Annotated in this window: 18 protein-coding genes; 8 read left to right on the top strand and 10 right to left on the bottom strand. The window is 48.8% G+C overall.

Annotated elements, in window-relative coordinates:
• Positions 1 to 12: 12 nt before the first annotated feature.
• The 3 genes from ACQY6I_RS10010 to coaBC are packed head-to-tail and all read right to left on the bottom strand — an operon-like array spanning position 13 to position 4,305.
• Positions 13 to 2,568, bottom strand: a complete 2,556-nt coding sequence (locus ACQY6I_RS10010; protein ID WP_428241346.1) for a phosphomannomutase/phosphoglucomutase — start codon at positions 2,566 to 2,568, stop codon at positions 13 to 15.
• Between the two features lie 47 nt (positions 2,569 to 2,615).
• Positions 2,616 to 3,071, bottom strand: a complete 456-nt coding sequence (gene dut / locus ACQY6I_RS10005; protein WP_428241345.1) for a dUTP diphosphatase — start codon at positions 3,069 to 3,071, stop codon at positions 2,616 to 2,618.
• Positions 3,052 to 4,305 carry a bifunctional phosphopantothenoylcysteine decarboxylase/phosphopantothenate--cysteine ligase CoaBC gene (gene coaBC / locus ACQY6I_RS10000; RefSeq protein WP_428241344.1) on the bottom strand — a complete coding sequence of 418 codons (1,254 nt, stop codon included), beginning with the start codon at positions 4,303 to 4,305 and terminating at the stop codon, positions 3,052 to 3,054. The genes dut and coaBC overlap by 20 nt, the downstream gene beginning before the upstream one ends.
• 172 nt (positions 4,306 to 4,477) lie before the next feature.
• Between coaBC and ACQY6I_RS09995 the strand changes: the two genes are divergently transcribed.
• The 6 genes from ACQY6I_RS09995 (at position 4,478) to ACQY6I_RS09970 (ending at position 8,502) form a co-directional block, all read left to right on the top strand.
• Positions 4,478 to 5,674, top strand: coding sequence for an ROK family protein (locus ACQY6I_RS09995; protein ID WP_428241343.1), 1,197 nt, complete (start codon positions 4,478 to 4,480; stop codon positions 5,672 to 5,674).
• Between the two features lie 78 nt (positions 5,675 to 5,752).
• Positions 5,753 to 6,427: a RadC family protein gene (gene radC, locus ACQY6I_RS09990; RefSeq protein ID WP_428241342.1), complete on the top strand. Its 675-nt coding sequence runs from the start codon at positions 5,753 to 5,755 to the stop codon at positions 6,425 to 6,427.
• Between the two features lie 155 nt (positions 6,428 to 6,582).
• Positions 6,583 to 6,819: a 50S ribosomal protein L28 gene (gene rpmB / locus ACQY6I_RS09985; RefSeq protein WP_044616030.1), complete on the top strand. Its 237-nt coding sequence runs from the start codon at positions 6,583 to 6,585 to the stop codon at positions 6,817 to 6,819.
• An 11-nt stretch (positions 6,820 to 6,830) separates the two neighbouring features.
• Positions 6,831 to 6,989 carry a 50S ribosomal protein L33 gene (rpmG, locus tag ACQY6I_RS09980; RefSeq protein WP_044616031.1) on the top strand — a complete coding sequence of 53 codons (159 nt, stop codon included), beginning with the start codon at positions 6,831 to 6,833 and terminating at the stop codon, positions 6,987 to 6,989.
• 131 nt (positions 6,990 to 7,120) lie between these two features.
• Positions 7,121 to 7,936: a bifunctional DNA-formamidopyrimidine glycosylase/DNA-(apurinic or apyrimidinic site) lyase gene (gene mutM, locus ACQY6I_RS09975; protein WP_428241341.1), complete on the top strand. Its 816-nt coding sequence runs from the start codon at positions 7,121 to 7,123 to the stop codon at positions 7,934 to 7,936.
• Positions 7,937 to 8,037: 101 nt separating this feature from the next.
• Positions 8,038 to 8,502, top strand: a complete 465-nt coding sequence (locus ACQY6I_RS09970) for a protease complex subunit PrcB family protein (RefSeq protein ID WP_428241340.1) — start codon at positions 8,038 to 8,040, stop codon at positions 8,500 to 8,502.
• A 50-nt stretch (positions 8,503 to 8,552) separates the two neighbouring features.
• On the opposite strand, the gene ACQY6I_RS09965 is transcribed toward ACQY6I_RS09970, so the two are convergent.
• The 5 genes from ACQY6I_RS09965 to lptM form a co-directional block, all read right to left on the bottom strand.
• Positions 8,553 to 9,890 (bottom strand): anaerobic C4-dicarboxylate transporter, encoded by a 1,338-nt coding sequence (locus ACQY6I_RS09965; protein ID WP_428241339.1) that lies wholly within the window; start codon positions 9,888 to 9,890, stop codon positions 8,553 to 8,555.
• 173 nt (positions 9,891 to 10,063) lie between these two features.
• Positions 10,064 to 10,738 carry a DUF484 family protein gene (locus tag ACQY6I_RS09960; RefSeq protein WP_428241338.1) on the bottom strand — a complete coding sequence of 225 codons (675 nt, stop codon included), beginning with the start codon at positions 10,736 to 10,738 and terminating at the stop codon, positions 10,064 to 10,066.
• Positions 10,714 to 11,601, bottom strand: coding sequence for a diaminopimelate epimerase (gene dapF, locus ACQY6I_RS09955; protein WP_428241337.1), 888 nt, complete (start codon positions 11,599 to 11,601; stop codon positions 10,714 to 10,716). The genes ACQY6I_RS09960 and dapF overlap by 25 nt, the downstream gene beginning before the upstream one ends.
• A gap of 7 nt (positions 11,602 to 11,608) precedes the next feature.
• Positions 11,609 to 12,853, bottom strand: coding sequence for a diaminopimelate decarboxylase (lysA, locus tag ACQY6I_RS09950; protein WP_428241336.1), 1,245 nt, complete (start codon positions 12,851 to 12,853; stop codon positions 11,609 to 11,611).
• Positions 12,854 to 12,863: 10 nt separating this feature from the next.
• Complete coding sequence (lptM, locus tag ACQY6I_RS09945; protein WP_428241335.1) at positions 12,864 to 12,995, bottom strand: LPS translocon maturation chaperone LptM; 132 nt, start codon at positions 12,993 to 12,995, stop codon at positions 12,864 to 12,866.
• Positions 12,996 to 13,165: 170 nt separating this feature from the next.
• Here lptM and ACQY6I_RS09940 point away from each other — a divergent pair, with 170 nt between their 5' ends.
• Both ACQY6I_RS09940 and ACQY6I_RS09935 read left to right on the top strand, forming a co-directional pair.
• A complete protein-coding gene (locus ACQY6I_RS09940; RefSeq protein WP_428241334.1) occupies positions 13,166 to 15,796 on the top strand; it encodes a DUF2339 domain-containing protein in 2,631 nt (876 codons plus the stop codon).
• An 88-nt stretch (positions 15,797 to 15,884) separates the two neighbouring features.
• Positions 15,885 to 16,409 (top strand): hypothetical protein, encoded by a 525-nt coding sequence (locus ACQY6I_RS09935; protein ID WP_428241333.1) that lies wholly within the window; start codon positions 15,885 to 15,887, stop codon positions 16,407 to 16,409.
• Between the two features lies 1 nt (position 16,410).
• On the opposite strand, the gene ACQY6I_RS09930 is transcribed toward ACQY6I_RS09935, so the two are convergent.
• Together ACQY6I_RS09930 and ACQY6I_RS09925 are read right to left on the bottom strand one after the other, a co-directional pair.
• Positions 16,411 to 17,193: an alpha/beta fold hydrolase gene (locus ACQY6I_RS09930; protein ID WP_428241332.1), complete on the bottom strand. Its 783-nt coding sequence runs from the start codon at positions 17,191 to 17,193 to the stop codon at positions 16,411 to 16,413.
• 46 nt (positions 17,194 to 17,239) lie between these two features.
• Positions 17,240 to 18,154: a homoserine kinase gene (locus ACQY6I_RS09925; protein WP_428241331.1), complete on the bottom strand. Its 915-nt coding sequence runs from the start codon at positions 18,152 to 18,154 to the stop codon at positions 17,240 to 17,242.
• Between the last annotated feature and the right edge of the window lie 22 nt (positions 18,155 to 18,176).

Raw genomic sequence — 18,176 nt, 5'->3', positions numbered from 1 at the left:
TAGTTTCACATATTAGAACGGAAATTGTAATGAGCTGTCTATGGACAACAGCTGCTGCTTAAAGCTTTCCTGTATTCTGGCCATGGCTGCGGCATTGGTTGCTTCAAACCGACAAATCAGATTGGAACTGGTGTTTGATGCTCTTACTACCCCCCAGCCGTCATTAAACTCAACTCTGACGCCATCAATCGTGCTCATTTTTCCACCGCTGAACACTGCATTTCGTGCCATTCTCTCCATGATTCTGAATTTCGAGCTTTCATCCACAGAGACAGGTATTTCCGGTGTACTGATGTCATTGGGCAAAGTGTTAGTCAGCTCATCAACCGTCTGACCTGTTTTTTGCAGTATTTCCAATAATCTGGCGGCGCTGTACAAGCCATCATCGAATCCATACCAGCGCTCTTTGAAAAATATGTGGCCACTCAGTTCACCGCCAAGAAGAGCATTGGTTTCACGCATTTTCTTCTTGATCAGTGAATGCCCGCTCTTCCACATGACTGGCTGGCCTCCATAGCCGCTGATCATGTCGTGCAGGTGACGACTGCATTTCACATCGTAAATAACGGTTGCGTTGTTGTTTCGAGTCAGCAAATCTCTGACAAACAGCATCAGCAGACGATCAGCGAAAATAATCTTTCCAGATGGGCTGACAACTCCCAGGCGATCGCCATCACCGTCAAAAGCGATACCTATGTCTGCCTGTGTTTCTGTGACAGCATTGATCAGTTGTTGCAGATTAGCCGGATCGCTTGGATCGGGATGGTGGTTAGGGAAGCGGCCATCTACATCACAATTGATGGGGTGCACCGCGCATCCTAAAGCCCCAAATAGCGAAGGCGCAACTTTGCCGGCAATGCCATTGCCTGCATCTATCACCACTTTAAACTGTCGATTTCCCAGACGGATTTCGCCGGCGACTCGATTGATGTAATTGCCAACGATTTCATTGTGTGTCACAGACCCGGAACCTTTAAGAAAGTTCTGGTTGTTAATTCGGTGATATAGTCCTTTTATTTCCTGGCCGGAGAGTGTCTGGCCTGAGAGTACAATCTTGAATCCATTATGGTTTCCAGGGTTATGACTTCCGGTCACCATGACACCGGATGTGATCCCCAGTACTTCTGTGGCGTAGTACATCAGTGGTGTTGGCACGGCACCAAGATCAATGACGTCTCGACCGGTTTCTGTCAATCCGGTAACGAGATTTCTAGCCAGTTCAGGGCTGGATAAACGACCATCCCGGGCAACAATGACCGTTTGTTCGCCCCGTTCATAGGCTTCACTGCCAATCGCTTTGCCGATTTTGCGAGCGACGGTGTTATCCAGTGTTTCACCGATGACGCCTCGAATGTCGTAGGCGCGAAAGATGGTTTCTTCCACCTGCATGCTGATCACAGGTTCGGCTTCGGGGGCATCAATACCGAGTATGTCCTGATCCTCGTCGATCATATCGATATCAAGAATTTCGTCTTGTGGAGCCAGAGGCTGATTATCCTGTGCGACCGGCTCCTGATCTAATTGGCCGACAGGTAAACTAAAAGGGCTCGTCACCTCATTGGGACTGGGCGGTCGTTGTTTAACCCTCACTCTCGCTAGGCTCTTGGCCATAGACAGAAACAGGCTGAGTTTGAAACTGGGCAGATCGATGTTATGACCTGACAGTAATTTCTGGGTATAGCGAGTGAAATCGCCGGCATCGTTGCGGACCGTTTTCTGTAGGCTGTAACCAGAAATTGCCATGACAACAAGCAGCGCTGCGCCAAATGCCGCGAGGGGGATGAGAATGATGTTGGGGTTGATGATATCAGATCGATACAATCGGTCTGATGGTTGAAACGTCAGTTGCCAGTTCGGGTTGTCGGTTCGTATCGTCAGAGTGGGGTTAGCGTTTTTGGTGCCATATTGCATCAGGGTCTGTTTGGGACCATTGTTGAACTTTTGTTCCAGAGAGACACTTCCGGCGGCCACATCAAAGCTTCCGAGTCCGTCTTTCAGCGCGCTAAGATTCATGCTGACGGAAATGGTGCCGATGATTACATCGTTGCTGCGGACAGCCTCGACGATTTGCAAATAAGGGCGGCTTTCGTGTTGCAGAGCCTCGACCGGCACCTGCTGACCCTGTTCCGCGCGGCGGATCATGTCAAGCTGGGCAAAACTAACCGGCGGAACGGTATTTGGCATCACATCCGCCTGATCCGTTGCAAAGATATGTGTTGCCAGAGCGCCAGTCATTTGGGAATTGAGTGCCGTTGACAGATTTTCCAGCAACAGGAGGTTTCCTGCTCTCACTGCTCGGACAACCTGATCGGAGCCCGCTACCTGACGGACCCGCTCATGCAGTAGCTTGAGCGTGTTGGTAAAGTAGGTTTCATATTGCTGCGTATATATGCCGGTCAGTTCCTGTCGATGCTTTTCATTCGCCGGCTTGACGACAAAATCGATCAACCAGTAACCAAGCAGTGCCAGGAGAACCAGGCAGACCGACACGCCACTGAAAATATATCTCATCAACCCACGTGATGACTGTTCAGCTTTATTCGGTTGTTTTTTTGTACGTCGTTTCACGATAGAGCCCTTATTTTTATTACGCTCTGAGCATGTTTCAGATCTGGTTAGTGTTTACCAGTAGAGCCGAAACCGCCAGCGCCACGATCAGAATCATCAAAGTCAGTCACAATTTCAAACTCTGTCTGTACCACCGGTACGATAATTAACTGCGCAATTCTTTCGCCAACTACCATTTCAAATGCCTTGTTACCGCGATTCCAGCAACTGACCATGAGTTCTCCCTGATAATCAGAATCGATCAGGCCGACCAGATTTCCCAGCACAATACCATGTTTATGGCCTAGTCCGGAGCGTGGCAATATCATGGCAGCATAGCCAGGATCGGCAATGTGAATAGCCAGACCGGTAGGAATCAGGATCGTTTCGCCAGGTTGAATGACTTGATCATGTTGTAGCGCTGCTCTCAGGTCCAGCCCGGCAGAACCGCTGGTTGCATAGTGGGGGAGCGGAATTTCACCACCTATACGCTGGTCGAGTACTTTAACTTGTAGAGACTTCATTGTTTTCCTTTAAGTCAGATGAATTAAGCTGCCAGTGTTCAGCCATAAAAGCAATCAGTTGCCGGGCAATGTCGGTTTTCAGGCTGGGGCCGATTTCAGTACGTGACTCCCCGGTCAGTATAGTCACTTTATTATAGTTACTGCCAAAACCAAGGCCGGCGACAGAAATATCATTAATAACGATCATGTCGAGTTGCTTGCGAGTTCTTTTTTCCGCACCGTATTTTTCGGCATCCCGGCTTTCAGCTGCGAATCCGACCACTTTTGCCGGACGGTCGTTACCCAGAGCAGCAACTTGAGCGACAATGTCCGGATTCTGTACCAGGTGTAAATCCAGGGCTGCCGATGTTGAGGTTTTTTTGAGTTTGTGCGGATGAACAGTGTCCGGACGAAAGTCTGCGACAGCTGCAGTGGCAATGAAAATGTCCGCATGAGAGCAATGCTCCAGAGCTGCATTGGCCATCTCAATTGCGGTAGTCACATTGACCAGTCGGGCACCAGCCGGTGGCTGCAGGGCAACCGGGCCGGAAATCAGCGTGACCTCGGCACCGGCGGAAAGGGCGGCGGCGGCAATGGCATAACCCATTTTGCCCGAACTATGATTGGAGATATAACGTACAGGATCAACGGGCTCTTGTGTTGGGCCAGCGGTGATCACGACTTTTTTCCCCGCCAGCATAGCAGGGGGAGAATCATTTATCCGGCTTACAATCTCTGCCGGTTCCAGCATTCTTCCCGGGCCGGTATCACCACATGCCTGCTCACCACTGGCTGGTCCCAAAATGGTCACTTCCAGTCGCAAGTCCAACAGTGTTTGCAGGTTTTTCTGGGTCATTGGATTGCTGTACATGGCCTGGTTCATTGCCGGGGCCAGGAAAACCGGACCTTTGAACGCCAGCATAACCGTTGAAAGCAGATCATTGGCCATACCGGTGGCCATACGAGCAATGAAGTCTGCGCTTGCAGGTGCCACAATCACACAAGTGGCCCAACGGGCCAATTCGATATGGCCCATACCCAGCTCAGCCTGTTCATCCAATAGGGACGTTCTGACGGCTTTGCCGGATAATGCTTGTAACGTCAGTGGTGTGATAAAGGCTTCTGCTGCTGGAGTCATCACCACTTGAACATCAGCACCATGCTTAATTAGCAGGCGTACCAGTTCGGCTGACTTATAAGCAGCAATGCCACCGGTAATACCAACCAGTATTCGTTCATTCGCGAGAGAGTTCATGGGTTCGATCATCTGATGCAGATTTTCCGGAAGGTTAACTTAACCGTGCGTACGTGTCATGGTTATCCATATGAACAGTCGTGCTATTCTTTTCATAAGTTTGAAGTTTATGCTTCTTGGCTATGCTTTCCAGGAGATTCTAATATTGACGCTAGAGGTTTGATACCAGCGCATGAGTACAAAAATATCCAACACTGAGAAAATCAGGCAGGTCAATCGGAACGATATCATTAATGCTTTGCGCCAGGCCGGACCAATGGCCCGCATCGATCTTGGTAATTATCTTGGTTTGAGTCCTTCCACTGTCACGACCATCACCGCCCAGTTGCAACAGTCCGGTCTTATTTATGAATTGGCTGATCAGGACAAGGACTCCGGAGTCAGAGGCCGCCCGAGAGTAGCCATTGATCTGACCCCGAAGGCAGCCTGTGTGATTGCTATAAAACTCTCTATCAATGAGTTGCAGTTTGAGTTGGGAGATTATAAGGGCAATATACATTTTCAGCGGACCCGGCATCTTAATACACGTAAACTTTCCGGTGATATGCTGGTTGACATTCTGAAAACCGAAGTAACTGCCATTATTGATACTCATGGCCACGAATATGAACAATTTCGGGCCATCGGTATTGCGGTACAGGGGTTTGTTGACAGTAACAGTGGAACCGTAGTCTGGAGCCCGGCACTGGGCTTTCGCCACATGGATCTGGCAACACCATTGTCGGACGCTTTTTCCGTTCCTGTCGTTGTCGCCAATGATACCGATTGTATCGGTGTTGCTGTGCAGCGGAGCCCGCAATACAAAGACGTGAAAAGTATGGCTGTCATTATGATCAACTACGGCGTGGGTATGTGTCTGATCATGAATGGAGGTCTTTACCTTGGGGGTGTTGGCGCCGTTGCTGAGTTTGGACACACGAAATTTTCTCATGAAGGACCTCAGTGTCGATGCGGTAAACGTGGTTGCATCGAAGCTTATGTCAGCGATTATGCCATTTATCGGGATGCCTGCCTGATGATGGAGTTACCTGAGACCGATGTTATGCATCCTTCTGAACAGCAAATGCAGGATCTGGCCGACCGGGCGCGTCAGGGTGACGAGAAATTACGGCGTTTATATGCGGATGCCGGTAGAGTGCTCGGAGTTGGGATTGGAAATCTGCTTGCACTGCTGGGACCAGAAAAAATCATTCTGACCGGTTCGGGTATCAGAAACTATGATTTGATGGAGTCCGGAATTTTTGCAGGGGTCCGGGATTCATTTGTTGAAGACCTGATTGCTGGTACTGCGATAGAAACCCTGCCCTGGCAGGAGGATCTGACCAGCAAGGGAGTGGTCATCCAGGCATTGTCACATTCAGAGACCTGACAGACATATGGTTTTTTCTTGATACTGTTTTTATATACAGTATATTATTGCAAAAAACCTTGTAACAGGGAGAGTTGAGTGACCATTCGTGATTGGCCTGAAAATGAACGTCCGCGGGAGAAATTACTGGCCCGTGGAGCCGCAGCGTTATCTGATGCAGAATTGCTGGCCATATTTCTGCGTACCGGGGTTAAAGGCTTGTCCGCAGTGGACTTGTCCCGACAGTTGCTAAGCGGATTTGGTGGTCTGCGGGTGTTGATGGGGGCTGATCAGCAGCAGTTCTGTTCGCATAAGGGGCTGGGGCAGGCCAAGTACGTGCAGTTGCAGGCAGTACTGGAAATGGCCCGCAGGCATGCCGGAGAGATGTTGCAGAGGGAGGATGTATTCGATTCCACCGATGCCACCCGGGCATATCTTCTGCATCACCTGAGGGACACTCCCCATGAGGAATTCCACGTATTGTTTCTGGACAATCAACATCGGCTACTGAAGCATCAGTGTTTGTTTACCGGAACCCTTGATGGGGCCAGTGTTTACCCGCGTGAAGTTGTGAAACGGGTATTGTCCCACAATGCAGCCGCAGTGATTTTCGCTCATAATCATCCCTCAGGCGTTGCAGAACCCAGTCCAGCGGACATCGCTATTACCCGTCGTCTGAAAGAGGCTTTAGCATTAGTGGACGTGAGAGTGTTGGATCACCAGATCATTGGTGATGGGTATATAACCTCGCTGGCTCAGAAGGGGTTGTTGTAATGCTGGTGTGGCATTGTCTAAAAAAATAACAGTTTCTAAGTAATTACGCTTGCCGGCACTACGGTGTTCTGGTATAAATCCGCACCCTAATTTCGGGCGCCCGGCAGATTCAAATCTGACGAGTGCTGAATATTTTCATCGGAGGCGATAGAAAGATGTCACGAGTTTGTCAAGTTACAGGTAAGCGTCCAGCTGTCGGTAACAACGTATCTCATTCAAACATCAAGACAAAGCGTCGCTTTCTACCTAATTTGCATACACATCGCTTCTGGGTAGAAAGTGAGAATCGTTTTGTAAAACTGCGGGTTTCATCAAAAGGCATGCGCATTATCGATAAGAAAGGTATCGATGCTGTGCTGGCTGATGTACGTGCCCGTGGCGACAAAATTTAAGGAGCTGAAATATGCCACGCGATAAGATTAAACTGGTTTCCAGTGCTGGCACTGGCTACTTTTATACTACAGATAAAAACAAGCGTACTACACCAGACAAACTGGTTTTCAAAAAGTACGATCCTGTAGTTCGTAAGCATGTTGAATTCAAAGAAGCCAAAATCAAGTAATTGATTCAATGGCATAAAAACCCGGTTCGCCGGGTTTTTTTTCGTCTGTTGAAAACACTTGGACATCATTTTCTACGTCGCTAACATGGCTTCTAACAAGTATCGTTTTTGTCTATTGAAAATCAGTTCCCATGCCTGAATTACCCGAAGTTGAAACCACTCGTCGCGGATTAGAACCGCATATTGTTGGGCAGCAGGTTCTAGCCGTTGTCATACGTAACGCAGCATTGCGCTGGCCTGTTCCAGCGGAATTACCGTCCTGGTTACAAGGACAGAGGCTGTTGAGGATAGAGCGAAGAGCTAAATATCTACTGTTTCGCTTTGAACAGGGAACAGTTCTGGCTCATCTTGGTATGTCCGGATCCATGCGGATTCTGAATCAGCCGATGCCACCCGAAACGCATGATCATGTGGAACTGAGTTTTGGTAACGGTACTGTACTTCGCTACAACGATCCTCGTAGGTTTGGTGCCTGGCTTTATTATCAAGAATCTGACGAAGAACATTTTTTGTTAAACCGATTAGGGCCCGAACCTCTGTCAGAAGAGTTTGATGGTGATCGATTGTTTGCTCTGTCACGTAAGAAAAAGCAGGCGGTCAAACTGTTTTTAATGGACAACCATGTAGTGGTTGGAGTTGGTAATATTTACGCGAATGAGGCGCTATTCAATGCGGGAATTCGGCCGGCAGTCGCGGCCGGGCGAATTACCAGAGCTAGATATCATCTGCTTGCGCAAGCGGTGAAGGCTGTTCTACAGCAAGCCATCCGCAGTGGTGGTACCACCCTGAAAGATTTTGTGAACTCTGATGGCAAACCAGGTTACTTTGCACAACAACTGAATGTTTATGGGCGTGGGTCTTTGCCGTGCAAACAATGTTCTGGGCCACTAAAGGAAATTCGTCTGGGGGGAAGAACCAGTGTTTATTGTCCTCAATGTCAACAGTAGAGCGATGCTTCAAGCCTGACTAACAGCTCTAAAAGATGATGGTTAAGGATAGCTGTTGTTTATATTCTTCTACGCCCCACACAAACATTAAAGGAATAGATATGAAAGCAATAATTGCTCTGGCCCTGACATTAGGGGTCTCCATAATGGTCTCCAGCTGTGATGCTGAAGCAGACACGCTGAAGGGTAATGTCGAAGTGCTTCACCAGGGAACATATATCAATAGTGGTGTGTACACTTCTAAAACACTCAGGGTATTCGAAGACCAGGCAAGTTATGAAGCTGCCTTGCTGGGTTATACAGATGCGGATGCACAGCTGATCGATTTTACGACTCACAAAGTGGTCTTGGTTGATATCGGTCAGAAAAATACGGGAGGTTACGGTGTTAATGTGGCTGATACTGAATCGGAAGATGGTTATCTTACAGTAACTGCCGTCACATCAGTGCCTGGCAAAGGCTGTGGGGTAACAGATGCATTAACCAATCCATACGTTTTCGTGTCAATTAACACGACTCAGGATATTTTGTTTTCTGAGACACTGAAAGTCGAAGAGTGCGAGTGATATACAGGGTGGCAGGACAAGGCTTTGGCCTTGTCCTGAATTGTGCATAATCAGGCGCCAACAATGACTTTGGCCCAGAAGTAACCAAATGTGCAGGACGTGATTACCGAAATCAGCCCCGGTGCCATAAAGCTGTGATTCAATAAGTATTTACCGATTTTGGTCGTGCCGGAGCGATCAAAGTTCATCGATGCAATATCTGATGGGTAGTTCGGGATGAAAAAATAACCATAAACAGATGGCAGGATGCCCACCAGAACGGTGACCGGAATACCAAGAGAGAAGCCGAGCGGCATGACTGCCAGTACGGTACCGCCTTGAGTGTTAATCAACACAGATACTCCAAACAATGCAAATGCAAATGCCCATGGTGCTCCCTGTACCATCGTGTTGATACCGCTTTTCATAGAGCTTATGTGGGTGCTGAAATAGGTATCAGACAGCCAGGCGATCCCGTAGATGGCTACCACAGCGACCATTCCGGCCTGCCATACGGAGCCGGAAACAATGTCTTTGGGTTTGATTTTACAAACCAGCAGGATCAGGCCGCCAGTACAGAGCATGACAATCTGAATAACCAGACTCATTGATAACGGTTTGGCCTTTTCTCCAAACTTAGGCAGTAATTCAGGGAAGCTTGCGAGTAAGCCGATAACCACCAGTGCAGCGAAGAACATTAATACAGAGGTTTTGGCTGACTTAGGAAGTTCTTTGTTCATCAAAGTCGCAGTTTCACCAAACATATAATGTTTTAACTCAGGATCCTGAAGGCGTTTCTGGTATTCCGGGTCTTTATCGAGGTCCAGGCCACGACGATTGGAGTAAAGAGCGGCAAAGAACAGACCGAGCATGCAGGATGGAATCGTAACAGACAGGATTTGCAGGATAGAGATGCTAAAACCGTTATCCGCAGTCATGGTTGCGAACGAGACGACTGCAGCGGCAATGGGTGAACAGGTAATCCCGACCTGAGAAGCAATCGAGGAAACTGCAACTGGACGCTCCGGGCGGATGCCTTTTTTCAGAGCAATATCAGCGATGATTGGAGTCAGTGTGTATACCACATGTCCGGTGCCGCACAAGACTGTTAGGAAAAAAGTGCAATAAGGTGCCAAAAATGTGATCCGATTAGGATGTTTGCGCAACAGTTTTTCTGCGATTTGAATTAAGAAATCCATCCCGCCGGAAGCCTGGAGAATCCCTGCTGTCGTGACTGCTGCAATAATAATGTATATGACCGTTGTTGGCGGTGTTCCCGGTTTCATTTGAAAACCGAACACCAGAATTGCCAGGCCAATACCGCTGATGACGCCAAGGGCGATACCACCGTAGCGGGCACCTACATATAAGCAGGTTAGGACGATAAACAGTTCAATCCATGGGATCATAAATACCTCTCAAGGCAATGCTGTAAGAACAAGGGATGTACAGGTAAAACAGATAAGTAATAAATCCGCTTATCGTCATTGTCGAATGAGTTGGTATTAGAAAAGTTGATATAACTCATTCTAACCCCAACCACATGACAAGTTCGTGGTTGGGGTTGATGAATATCAATTCATTATTGATTGCTCAGATGTGCAAGGACACGGGCAGTAACATCGCTAAGATAAGTCAGGAATAAAGTATCCATGCTATTACGGAAGTAATCCTTCTGTATGCTGCCAAGTACTAATAAGCCATAACACTGATCATAGTGCATCGAGGCCATGGCCAGGCTTTGACTCTGAGTGTCGGGGCCAAGTAGTAACTGGCTTAACTGTTGGTCAAACGCACCGCATACGGCTTTTGCCTGGCTTAGCAGGTCATTATGGGGCTCTAGGGCATCAGCTTCCGGTAGAGGGGCGATCCATGGTGCATGAGTGGTTCCCGGAGCGGATAACAATAGTCTGACCTCATCGACATTGAAGTGGCGGGTCAGATGCAGGTGCAGTTGCTCTGCCAATTGAGATAGCGAGCTAACTACCATAAGATCCAGTACCAGACTTCGCAGACGGTTGAACAGTCGGTCATTCTCATGAGCGTGACTGATTAAGGTCTCCAGTCGCTGATTAAGTTCCGCAATGTCCTCTCTGAGTAGTGCATTTTGCCGTTCAAGTAATGAGACTGCTTTACCGGACACATGAGGAATGCGCATGCTACGAAGCAGCTTTTCACGTCCGTGAAAAAAGCGGGGATTTAAGCTTAAGAAGCGTTCAACATCTTCTTCAGTCAATTGTGTGTTGGGTTGTTCCAAGGGATATAACCTTCAAATACCTTTGTCGCTGGACCAGTCATTAGGACAGAGCCGTCGCCGGACCAGGAGATTTCCAGATCGCCACCTAGCAAGTGCAGAGTGACATTTGTATCAAACAATCCTCGCAGGCGTCCGGCAACCATTGCCGCACAAGCACCGGTACCACAGGCCAGCGTTTCGCCCACGCCTCTTTCGAATACCCGTAGACGACCTTCATGACGGTTTAATATCTGCAAAAAACCAACGTTACAACGTTTTGGAAATGCATCGTGGTTTTCTACCAGTGGACCAAGCACCTGAACCGGAGCCTTGTCCAAGTCATTGACCAGTATGACACAATGAGGGTTACCCATTGAGATTGCTGATATTTCCAGTGCCGGTTCATGCTCACTGATCAGCAGTGGATAGACTGATTGCTGTTTCTCGGCAATAAAGGGTATGTCCTGCGGCTGTAGCTGCGGTTTGCCCATATCCACGGTTACCGTATTATCGTCATGGACGTGTAGTTCCAGCATGCCCTTTTGAATTGCCACCCGGATGACACGCTTGTGGGTAAGACCTTGATCCAGAACGAAACGGGCAAAACATCTGGCGCCATTACCACAGTGTTCCACCTCGTCACCATCAGCATTAAAAATACGGTAACGGAAATCGACGTTGGGTTCGGCAGGCGGTTCCACTAATAACAGCTGATCGAAGCCTATGCCAAAATTACGATCAGCCCAGCGTTGAATCTGCGCTGCAGTCAGGTGCACATCCTGAGTAACACCATCAATGACCATAAAGTCATTGCCAAGGCCATGCATTTTGGTAAATCGCAGGGTTTTGTTGTCTGCTCTGCTGCTGTCGGGAGCCAAAATCATATTTTCCTTATTCGATCAGATATTCATGGGCAATCAGGTCAGCAAAAATTTCGCGGCGGCGAACAACATGCGTTTGCTGGCCATCGACCAGTATTTCCGCCACCCGAGGGCGGGAATTATAATTGGATGCCATGGTAAAACCATAGGCGCCGGAGTCCATAATTGCCAGAATATCACCCTGCTCTATGGCCAGCTGACGACCTTTTGCAAGAAAATCGGTGGTCTCACAGATAGGACCGACGATATCCCAGGTATGGCTGGCACCGGTGCGCAACTGCAACGGTTTAACATCCTGCCAGGCCTGATAAAGGGATGGTCGGATCAGGTCATTCATAGCGCCATCCACAATGGCAAAATTGTGCTCATCGTTCTGTTTAAGGTACTCGACCCGGGTCAGCAGCACTCCGGCACTGGCAACAATGGAACGTCCTGGCTCCATGATCAGCGTCAGAGGTCGCGCTCCAATACGGGAGACAATTTGCTCTACATAATCAGTCAGTGAGACAACCGGTTCATCCTGTTGATACTGCACACCGATACCGCCGCCGAGATCCAGGTGTTTGATCTGAATGCCTTTGCCGGCCAGCCGGTCAATCAGCGCCAGCAGCCGGTCAAGTGCATCCAGAAAAGGAGTAACATCGGTAATCTGTGAACCAATGTGACAGTCCACCCCAATGACATTGATGTTGGCCAGGCTTGCCGCCAGAGCATACACCTGCTCTGCCGAGTTGATGTCTATACCGAACTTGTTTTGCTTCAGCCCGGTTGAAATATAAGGATGGGTTTTGGCATCCACATCAGGGTTTACCCGGATCGAAATCGGTGCCTGCACAGCCATGGTGCCGGCGACTTCGTTGATGCGCTGTAATTCGGCTACTGATTCAACGTTGAAGCAGTGAATACCCACTTCCAGTGCGCGGCGAATCTCATCGATCTGCTTGCCGACACCGGAAAATACGATTTTGGATGGATCACCTCCGGCGGTCAGCACTCTCTCAAGCTCACCGACGCTGACAATATCAAAGCCGGATCCCAGACGGGCCAGCAGATTCAGAATTCCGATATTGGAATTGGCTTTGACTGCATAACAAACCATGCCGTGATCTTTCAATGCATCTGCATAATCATGCCATGCAGTTTCAATGGCCTGACGGGAATACACATATAAAGGTGTGCCATGTTGACCGGCAACCTCAGTGAGCGGCAGTTCTTCGATATACAGTTGATTATCTCGGTATTGAAATGGATTCATTGAGCGTCGTTCACTTTTGTCCAGTATCGGTTGATTCAGGGTTCGGGTCCGGAAGATACAGCGGACCTTTCTGCCCGCAGGCAGTCAACAGAAACAGACTGAGCAGGCATAGTGCGAATAGATATTTGGTCCGTGTGATCATAAAGATTTCTCTTGCCAGTGTTAATGCAAACACGCGTTTACGGTTTTTGGTTAATTATCTGGTTAAGCCGGAAAAGGCATTCTAACTGAACAACCGGCATCGATGTAGGTTACTTGGAAATTCCGGTTAATAATATATGCTGACAGACAGTTTGATGATGGGAGAGATTCATGGAAGTACTGGGTATCCTGGGAGTGTTGATCGCGTTATTTTTGCTCATAGGGGCTGTACTTGGCTGGGTGGCACTGCTGAAAGTTAACTCAGCCACTTACCGGATACGGGTATTGGAACAACGTCTGGCGGAACTGATGGGTCAGCAGGTGGTAACTCCGCAGTCTACTGTCAGGAGTGAGCCTGAGGCTCAGAGGGTGGAAGCAGCACCGCTTATTGATACCCCTGAGTATTATCCGGAATCTCAACCCGAGACGTCATCAGAGCCCTTATCCCAAACGGTTGTCAGTCATGGGGCTCCGGTGGATGTTGGGCCTGCCGCCCAGCCCGCCTGGCTGGAAAAAGCCAAGTCCATGTGGATGGTTTGGCTCGGTGGTGCCAGTATCGGTCTGGCCGGAATTTTCCTGGTAAAGTATTCGATTGATCAGGGTTTGCTGGGGCCATTGGCACGGGTCATCGTGGCCTTGGTTTCAGGGATAGGATTGCACCTGGCGGCTGAGTTCTGGCGCCGCAAAGCATCCCGGCATTATGCGTCGATACCGGCGTTGGCAGGAGGTGCCAGTATTACCCTTTTTGCCGCCTTGTTGGCGGCATTGCATCTTTATCAGCTATGGCCTCCTATGGTGGTATTTACCGGCCTGGTGATTGTTTCGATGGCAACCATGTTGTTGGCATTGGTACAAGGACCGGTGTTGGCGATTATCGGTATTCTGGGGGCTTTTGCCGTACCTGTACTGGTCAGTACGGGTAGTCACAATGTTAATGGTGCCTTAATCTACAGCTTGATAGTCACAGCATCGGCGTTTGCATTGATGCACTGGATTTATCGCCCCTGGTTATGGTTGGGTACGTTGGCCGGAGCAGGGTTCTGGTTTGTTGCCGGACTGCTGCCGCAGATGCAGAATCCTGGCTGGTTGGGCATTTACCTCTCGATCTTTGCCTACCTGATGGCGGCTCTGAAAGATCATAATTTTCTGTTACAACGCAAGCTGCAACCTTTGTTGATTGAGACCTCAGATACTCTTCTCAAACGTCTCGATATCCGTGTAATGACCTTGCTGTTATTGCTGATCGGTCAGAGTGTTGCATTGGTATTGCAGCCAGACTGGGCCTATGGCTGGTTCAACTGGTTGCCTCTGCTGGTGATTCTATTTGTGCTGACGCGGAATAATCCCGGTTTCAGTTGGCTGCCATGGCTGGCGTTATTGACTCAGGCGGCTGCCTTTTTGGTCGCGATCTGGATGCGTGCTCTCTGGTATGAATCCAACCAATATCTGCATACTGCTCCTCCCGGTTATCTGATCATGATACTGCTCGAAGCGTTGGTGTTTTTCCTCTTTTCCCTATGGAATCAAACACGAGCTGTGCATATGGGCCGATCGGCGTCATTGACCTGGTTATCGCCAGTGATTTGGATGGCAGTTTGCTATGCCACGGTGTTCGAGATTCATGGCAGTTGGGGGTGGTTTGTCATGGCGCTGCTGTTGGGGCTGCTATTCATGGGGTATGTCGGATTGCGGGTCAGATCAGGTGATGTTGGGGTGAATACGGCATGGCTGGTGATTGCCGCTCATGCCGCTTATTCCGTTGCCGTCGTAATTTTGTTTTCCCAGGCATCTTTAACTCTGGCGCTGGCGTTGCAGGTGTTATCACTGGTGTGGATCAGTCGGCGCTATTCACTGGAAAATATCGACTATGTCGTCAAGGGCCTACTGGCTGTTGTGGTTATCAGGTTAACGATGAATCCGTGGTTGCTGAGTTATCCGGATCATGTGCACTGGTCACTATGGACATATGGTGGGTCTTTTGCTGTGATTGCCGCTGCCGCCTGGCTGTGTCAGAGTGGTCAGAACATAAAGCCCTGGCTGACAGCCGTTGCACTGCATTTACTGGTACTGTTTTTGAGTACAGAGATACGCTACTGGTTGTACGATGGCGTGATTTTCCAACAGCAATATTCCTTTACTGAAGCGGCCATCAATACCAGTCTCTGGGGCGCAATGGCAATGATCTATTTTTATCGCAGCCAATTTTCCGTACGACTTGCCAGAATCTATTTGATCGGTGCGAAGGTGCTTATGCTGATGGCCGTTGTCAATTTTGGTGCACTGCTAACATTTTATAATCCGTTGTTTTCGAGCCAGCCAGTGGGAGCCACTCCGGTTTTTAGTTTGTTGATCATTGCCTATGGTTTGCCCGCTTTAATCGCCTGGCTGGCCTCACGATATTTTTTTCCGGCAGTGCGCCAGTACTGTTTGTTGTTTGCCGGATTCACTGGTTGGTTCTATATTTCATTAGAGATTCGTCACATTTGGCAATCGGGAGAACAACTGGTGTTCTGGCGGTATACATCGAATGCAGAACTCTATACCTATTCTCTTGTGTGGCTGATGATGGCCGGACTGGCATTGATTCTGGGTATAATTCGGGAAAATAAAAATATATACCGTATCGGATTGGCATTACTTGGTCTGGTTGTTGCTAAAATTTTTCTGGTTGATATGTCCGGATTGACCGGTTTACTTCGGGTCCTGTCTTTTATGGGACTTGGATTGTGTTTGTTGGGACTGGCGTTTTTGCATCAGTTTTTATCAGCACGAAGACAAGAATCTGTGGCGGAAAAAATATAAATATTGCAGTGATGCTTATGCATGCTGCAAAAAAAGGAAGGCTGGTAACTGTTTTATCAGACCATTCCGGTGAAAAGGTTTGTCAGTTATGCATTTATATGGCGGAACTCATCCTCCTGTTATTCTCGATATAGAAGCATCCGCGATGGGCAGTCGAGGATTTCCAATTGAGATTGGCTACTATCATTCGGAAGGGCATTGCTATTGTGCCTTGATTCAACCACATGCCGACTGGCACTACTGGTCGCTGGAGGCGCAGGCTGTGCACGGTATTGAATATTCCCGTTTGTTGCAGGCTGGGAAGCCGCCATTGGAAGTAGCTCTGGAGCTTAATCAGGCTTTGGCTGGAAAAACGGTATACAGCGATGGCTGGGTCGTGGATTACCCATGGTTTCGGGCATTGTACGAAGCAGCTGGCATCGATCCCTCATTTCGTTTGTCAGCGCTGGAAATGATCATGAGTGAAGAACAGATCATGATCTGGGACCAGGTCAAGGCTCGTGTCATCCGGCAACTGGGAGTTGCGCGTCATCGCGCTTCAGCAGATGCAAGGATTGTACAGAAGACCTGGTTAGAAACATTTTTACTGACAGGGCACGAGCTGGTGTCCTGATTTACAACTCATCTTTCATGGCCATCAGCCATTCCTGTATCAGCGCGGTAATAATGGCGTTTTTTTCCTCCAGCCAGTGACCCGCGCGGTCCAGAGCTGCGAATGTGGCTCTGGGGTATCGGTTGCATAATTGTCCGGCCTGCTGATAGCCGACTACATGGTCCTGTTTACCGGCGATGCATAATATGGGGCGGGTATATTGTTCCGCGTTTTTGTCGGGATCGAATGATACACGGTAATTTTCTGGCAAAAACAGTTTATCGAGTAGCCGGATATTGGCTTCGTTGAACGTGGGTGATGGTGCGGCTCTTAAAAACTGCAGCAACGAATGGGTTCGCATGGGGGTTTCCATGTACATGCTTTCCAGCGGTGACAGGGGTTCCTGCTGTAATTCATCTTTGAGGGTAATCAGCTCCGGTAGTATCCGTTGTTCATACGGTAGTGTGATGACCGGTGCCAGCATGGCAAAACCCATGGACTGTTGCTGCAGTTCCATTGACAGGCAGCGTACCATGAACCCACCCATGGAAAAGCCCATGGCTGCGAATGGCTTGCCATCTGTCAGTTTTTTGATTTTTTCCAACATGATCTGGAAATACTGATCAATATTTTCCAGATTGTGATAACCGGTGGTGCCACCGTGTCCTGGCGGGTCGAGATAAATACGTTGAAAACCGGAATCCTTTAATATTGTCTCGTAACAATAAGCCATGAATGCTGAATCACCGGTCCAGCCGGGAATAATGATCAATGGCTGACCTTTGCCTTTGATGATGGTATGCATAGGGTGTCCTGTTATGGCCGGGACCGGTATTCCGGTATTGGCAGACTTATAGGGTTTTCAACAAGCTCTTCATTTCATTGGGTGATTTTACTGTCACCTGCCCAAGTTGCCGGTCTTTCAGATCATTCCAGGCCAGCGTGCGTGATAACCAGAAACGGCAGACTGCCAATTTCCGCATCAGCACCATGGCCCGGCTTTCATCCTCCGTCAACCGGCGTTTGCTCTGATAGCTGTGAATCATGGCATCGATCCGGTTCTCATCGAATGTCAGTCCATGCCGGCACCAGTCATTGATCATTATGGCGAGATCCAGCAGCAGGTAATCGTTGCAAGCAAAATACCAGTCTATGACGCCACTCAGGTGATCATCTTTAAACAGTGCATTGTCATGGAACAGATCCGCGTGAATGATACCCGTTGGCAGGTCCATGTTGTTGAGCTGTTCAAGTTGATCGAGGGTTTCGTTAAACAATTCGTGGTCTTCGGTGTCCATCCAGTGCTGATATTGGCGGTGTGCCATTAGCCAATTGAGCCCGAACGGATTACAGCGCTCAATGCTCATTTCCTGAACCGCATTGTGGAACTCACCCATGGCGCGACCCATTTGTGAACAATGGTCCTGACTTGGCACCACGACGTGGCGACCCGCCAGTTTTTCAAACAGGACCGCCGGTTTATCTGCCAGCACCTGAAGTGCATCACCGGCTTTATCATGCATGGGTTGGGCGATTTTGCAGTTTCTGGCCTTGAGGTGATCGCCGAGGTTCAGAAAAAAGGGAAGCTCCCGATCAGTCAGGTTTTCAAATAAAGTCAGTACATACTCACCGTGTGTGGTGGTAACGAAAAAGTTGGAATTATCTGTGCCGGCCTCGATACCACTGAAACTGATCAACTGACCCAGCGGATAACGAAACAGAAACTCATGTAACTGAGCTTCAGTAATTGGGGTGAATACACTCATTAGGTTAAGATTCTCATCTGAA

Source organism: Gynuella sp. (genome assembly GCF_050297175.1).
GTDB lineage: Bacteria > Pseudomonadota > Gammaproteobacteria > Pseudomonadales > Natronospirillaceae > Gynuella.
Note: the sequence above shows the minus strand (reverse complement) of the source record. Positions and strands in the feature narration are given on the sequence as shown.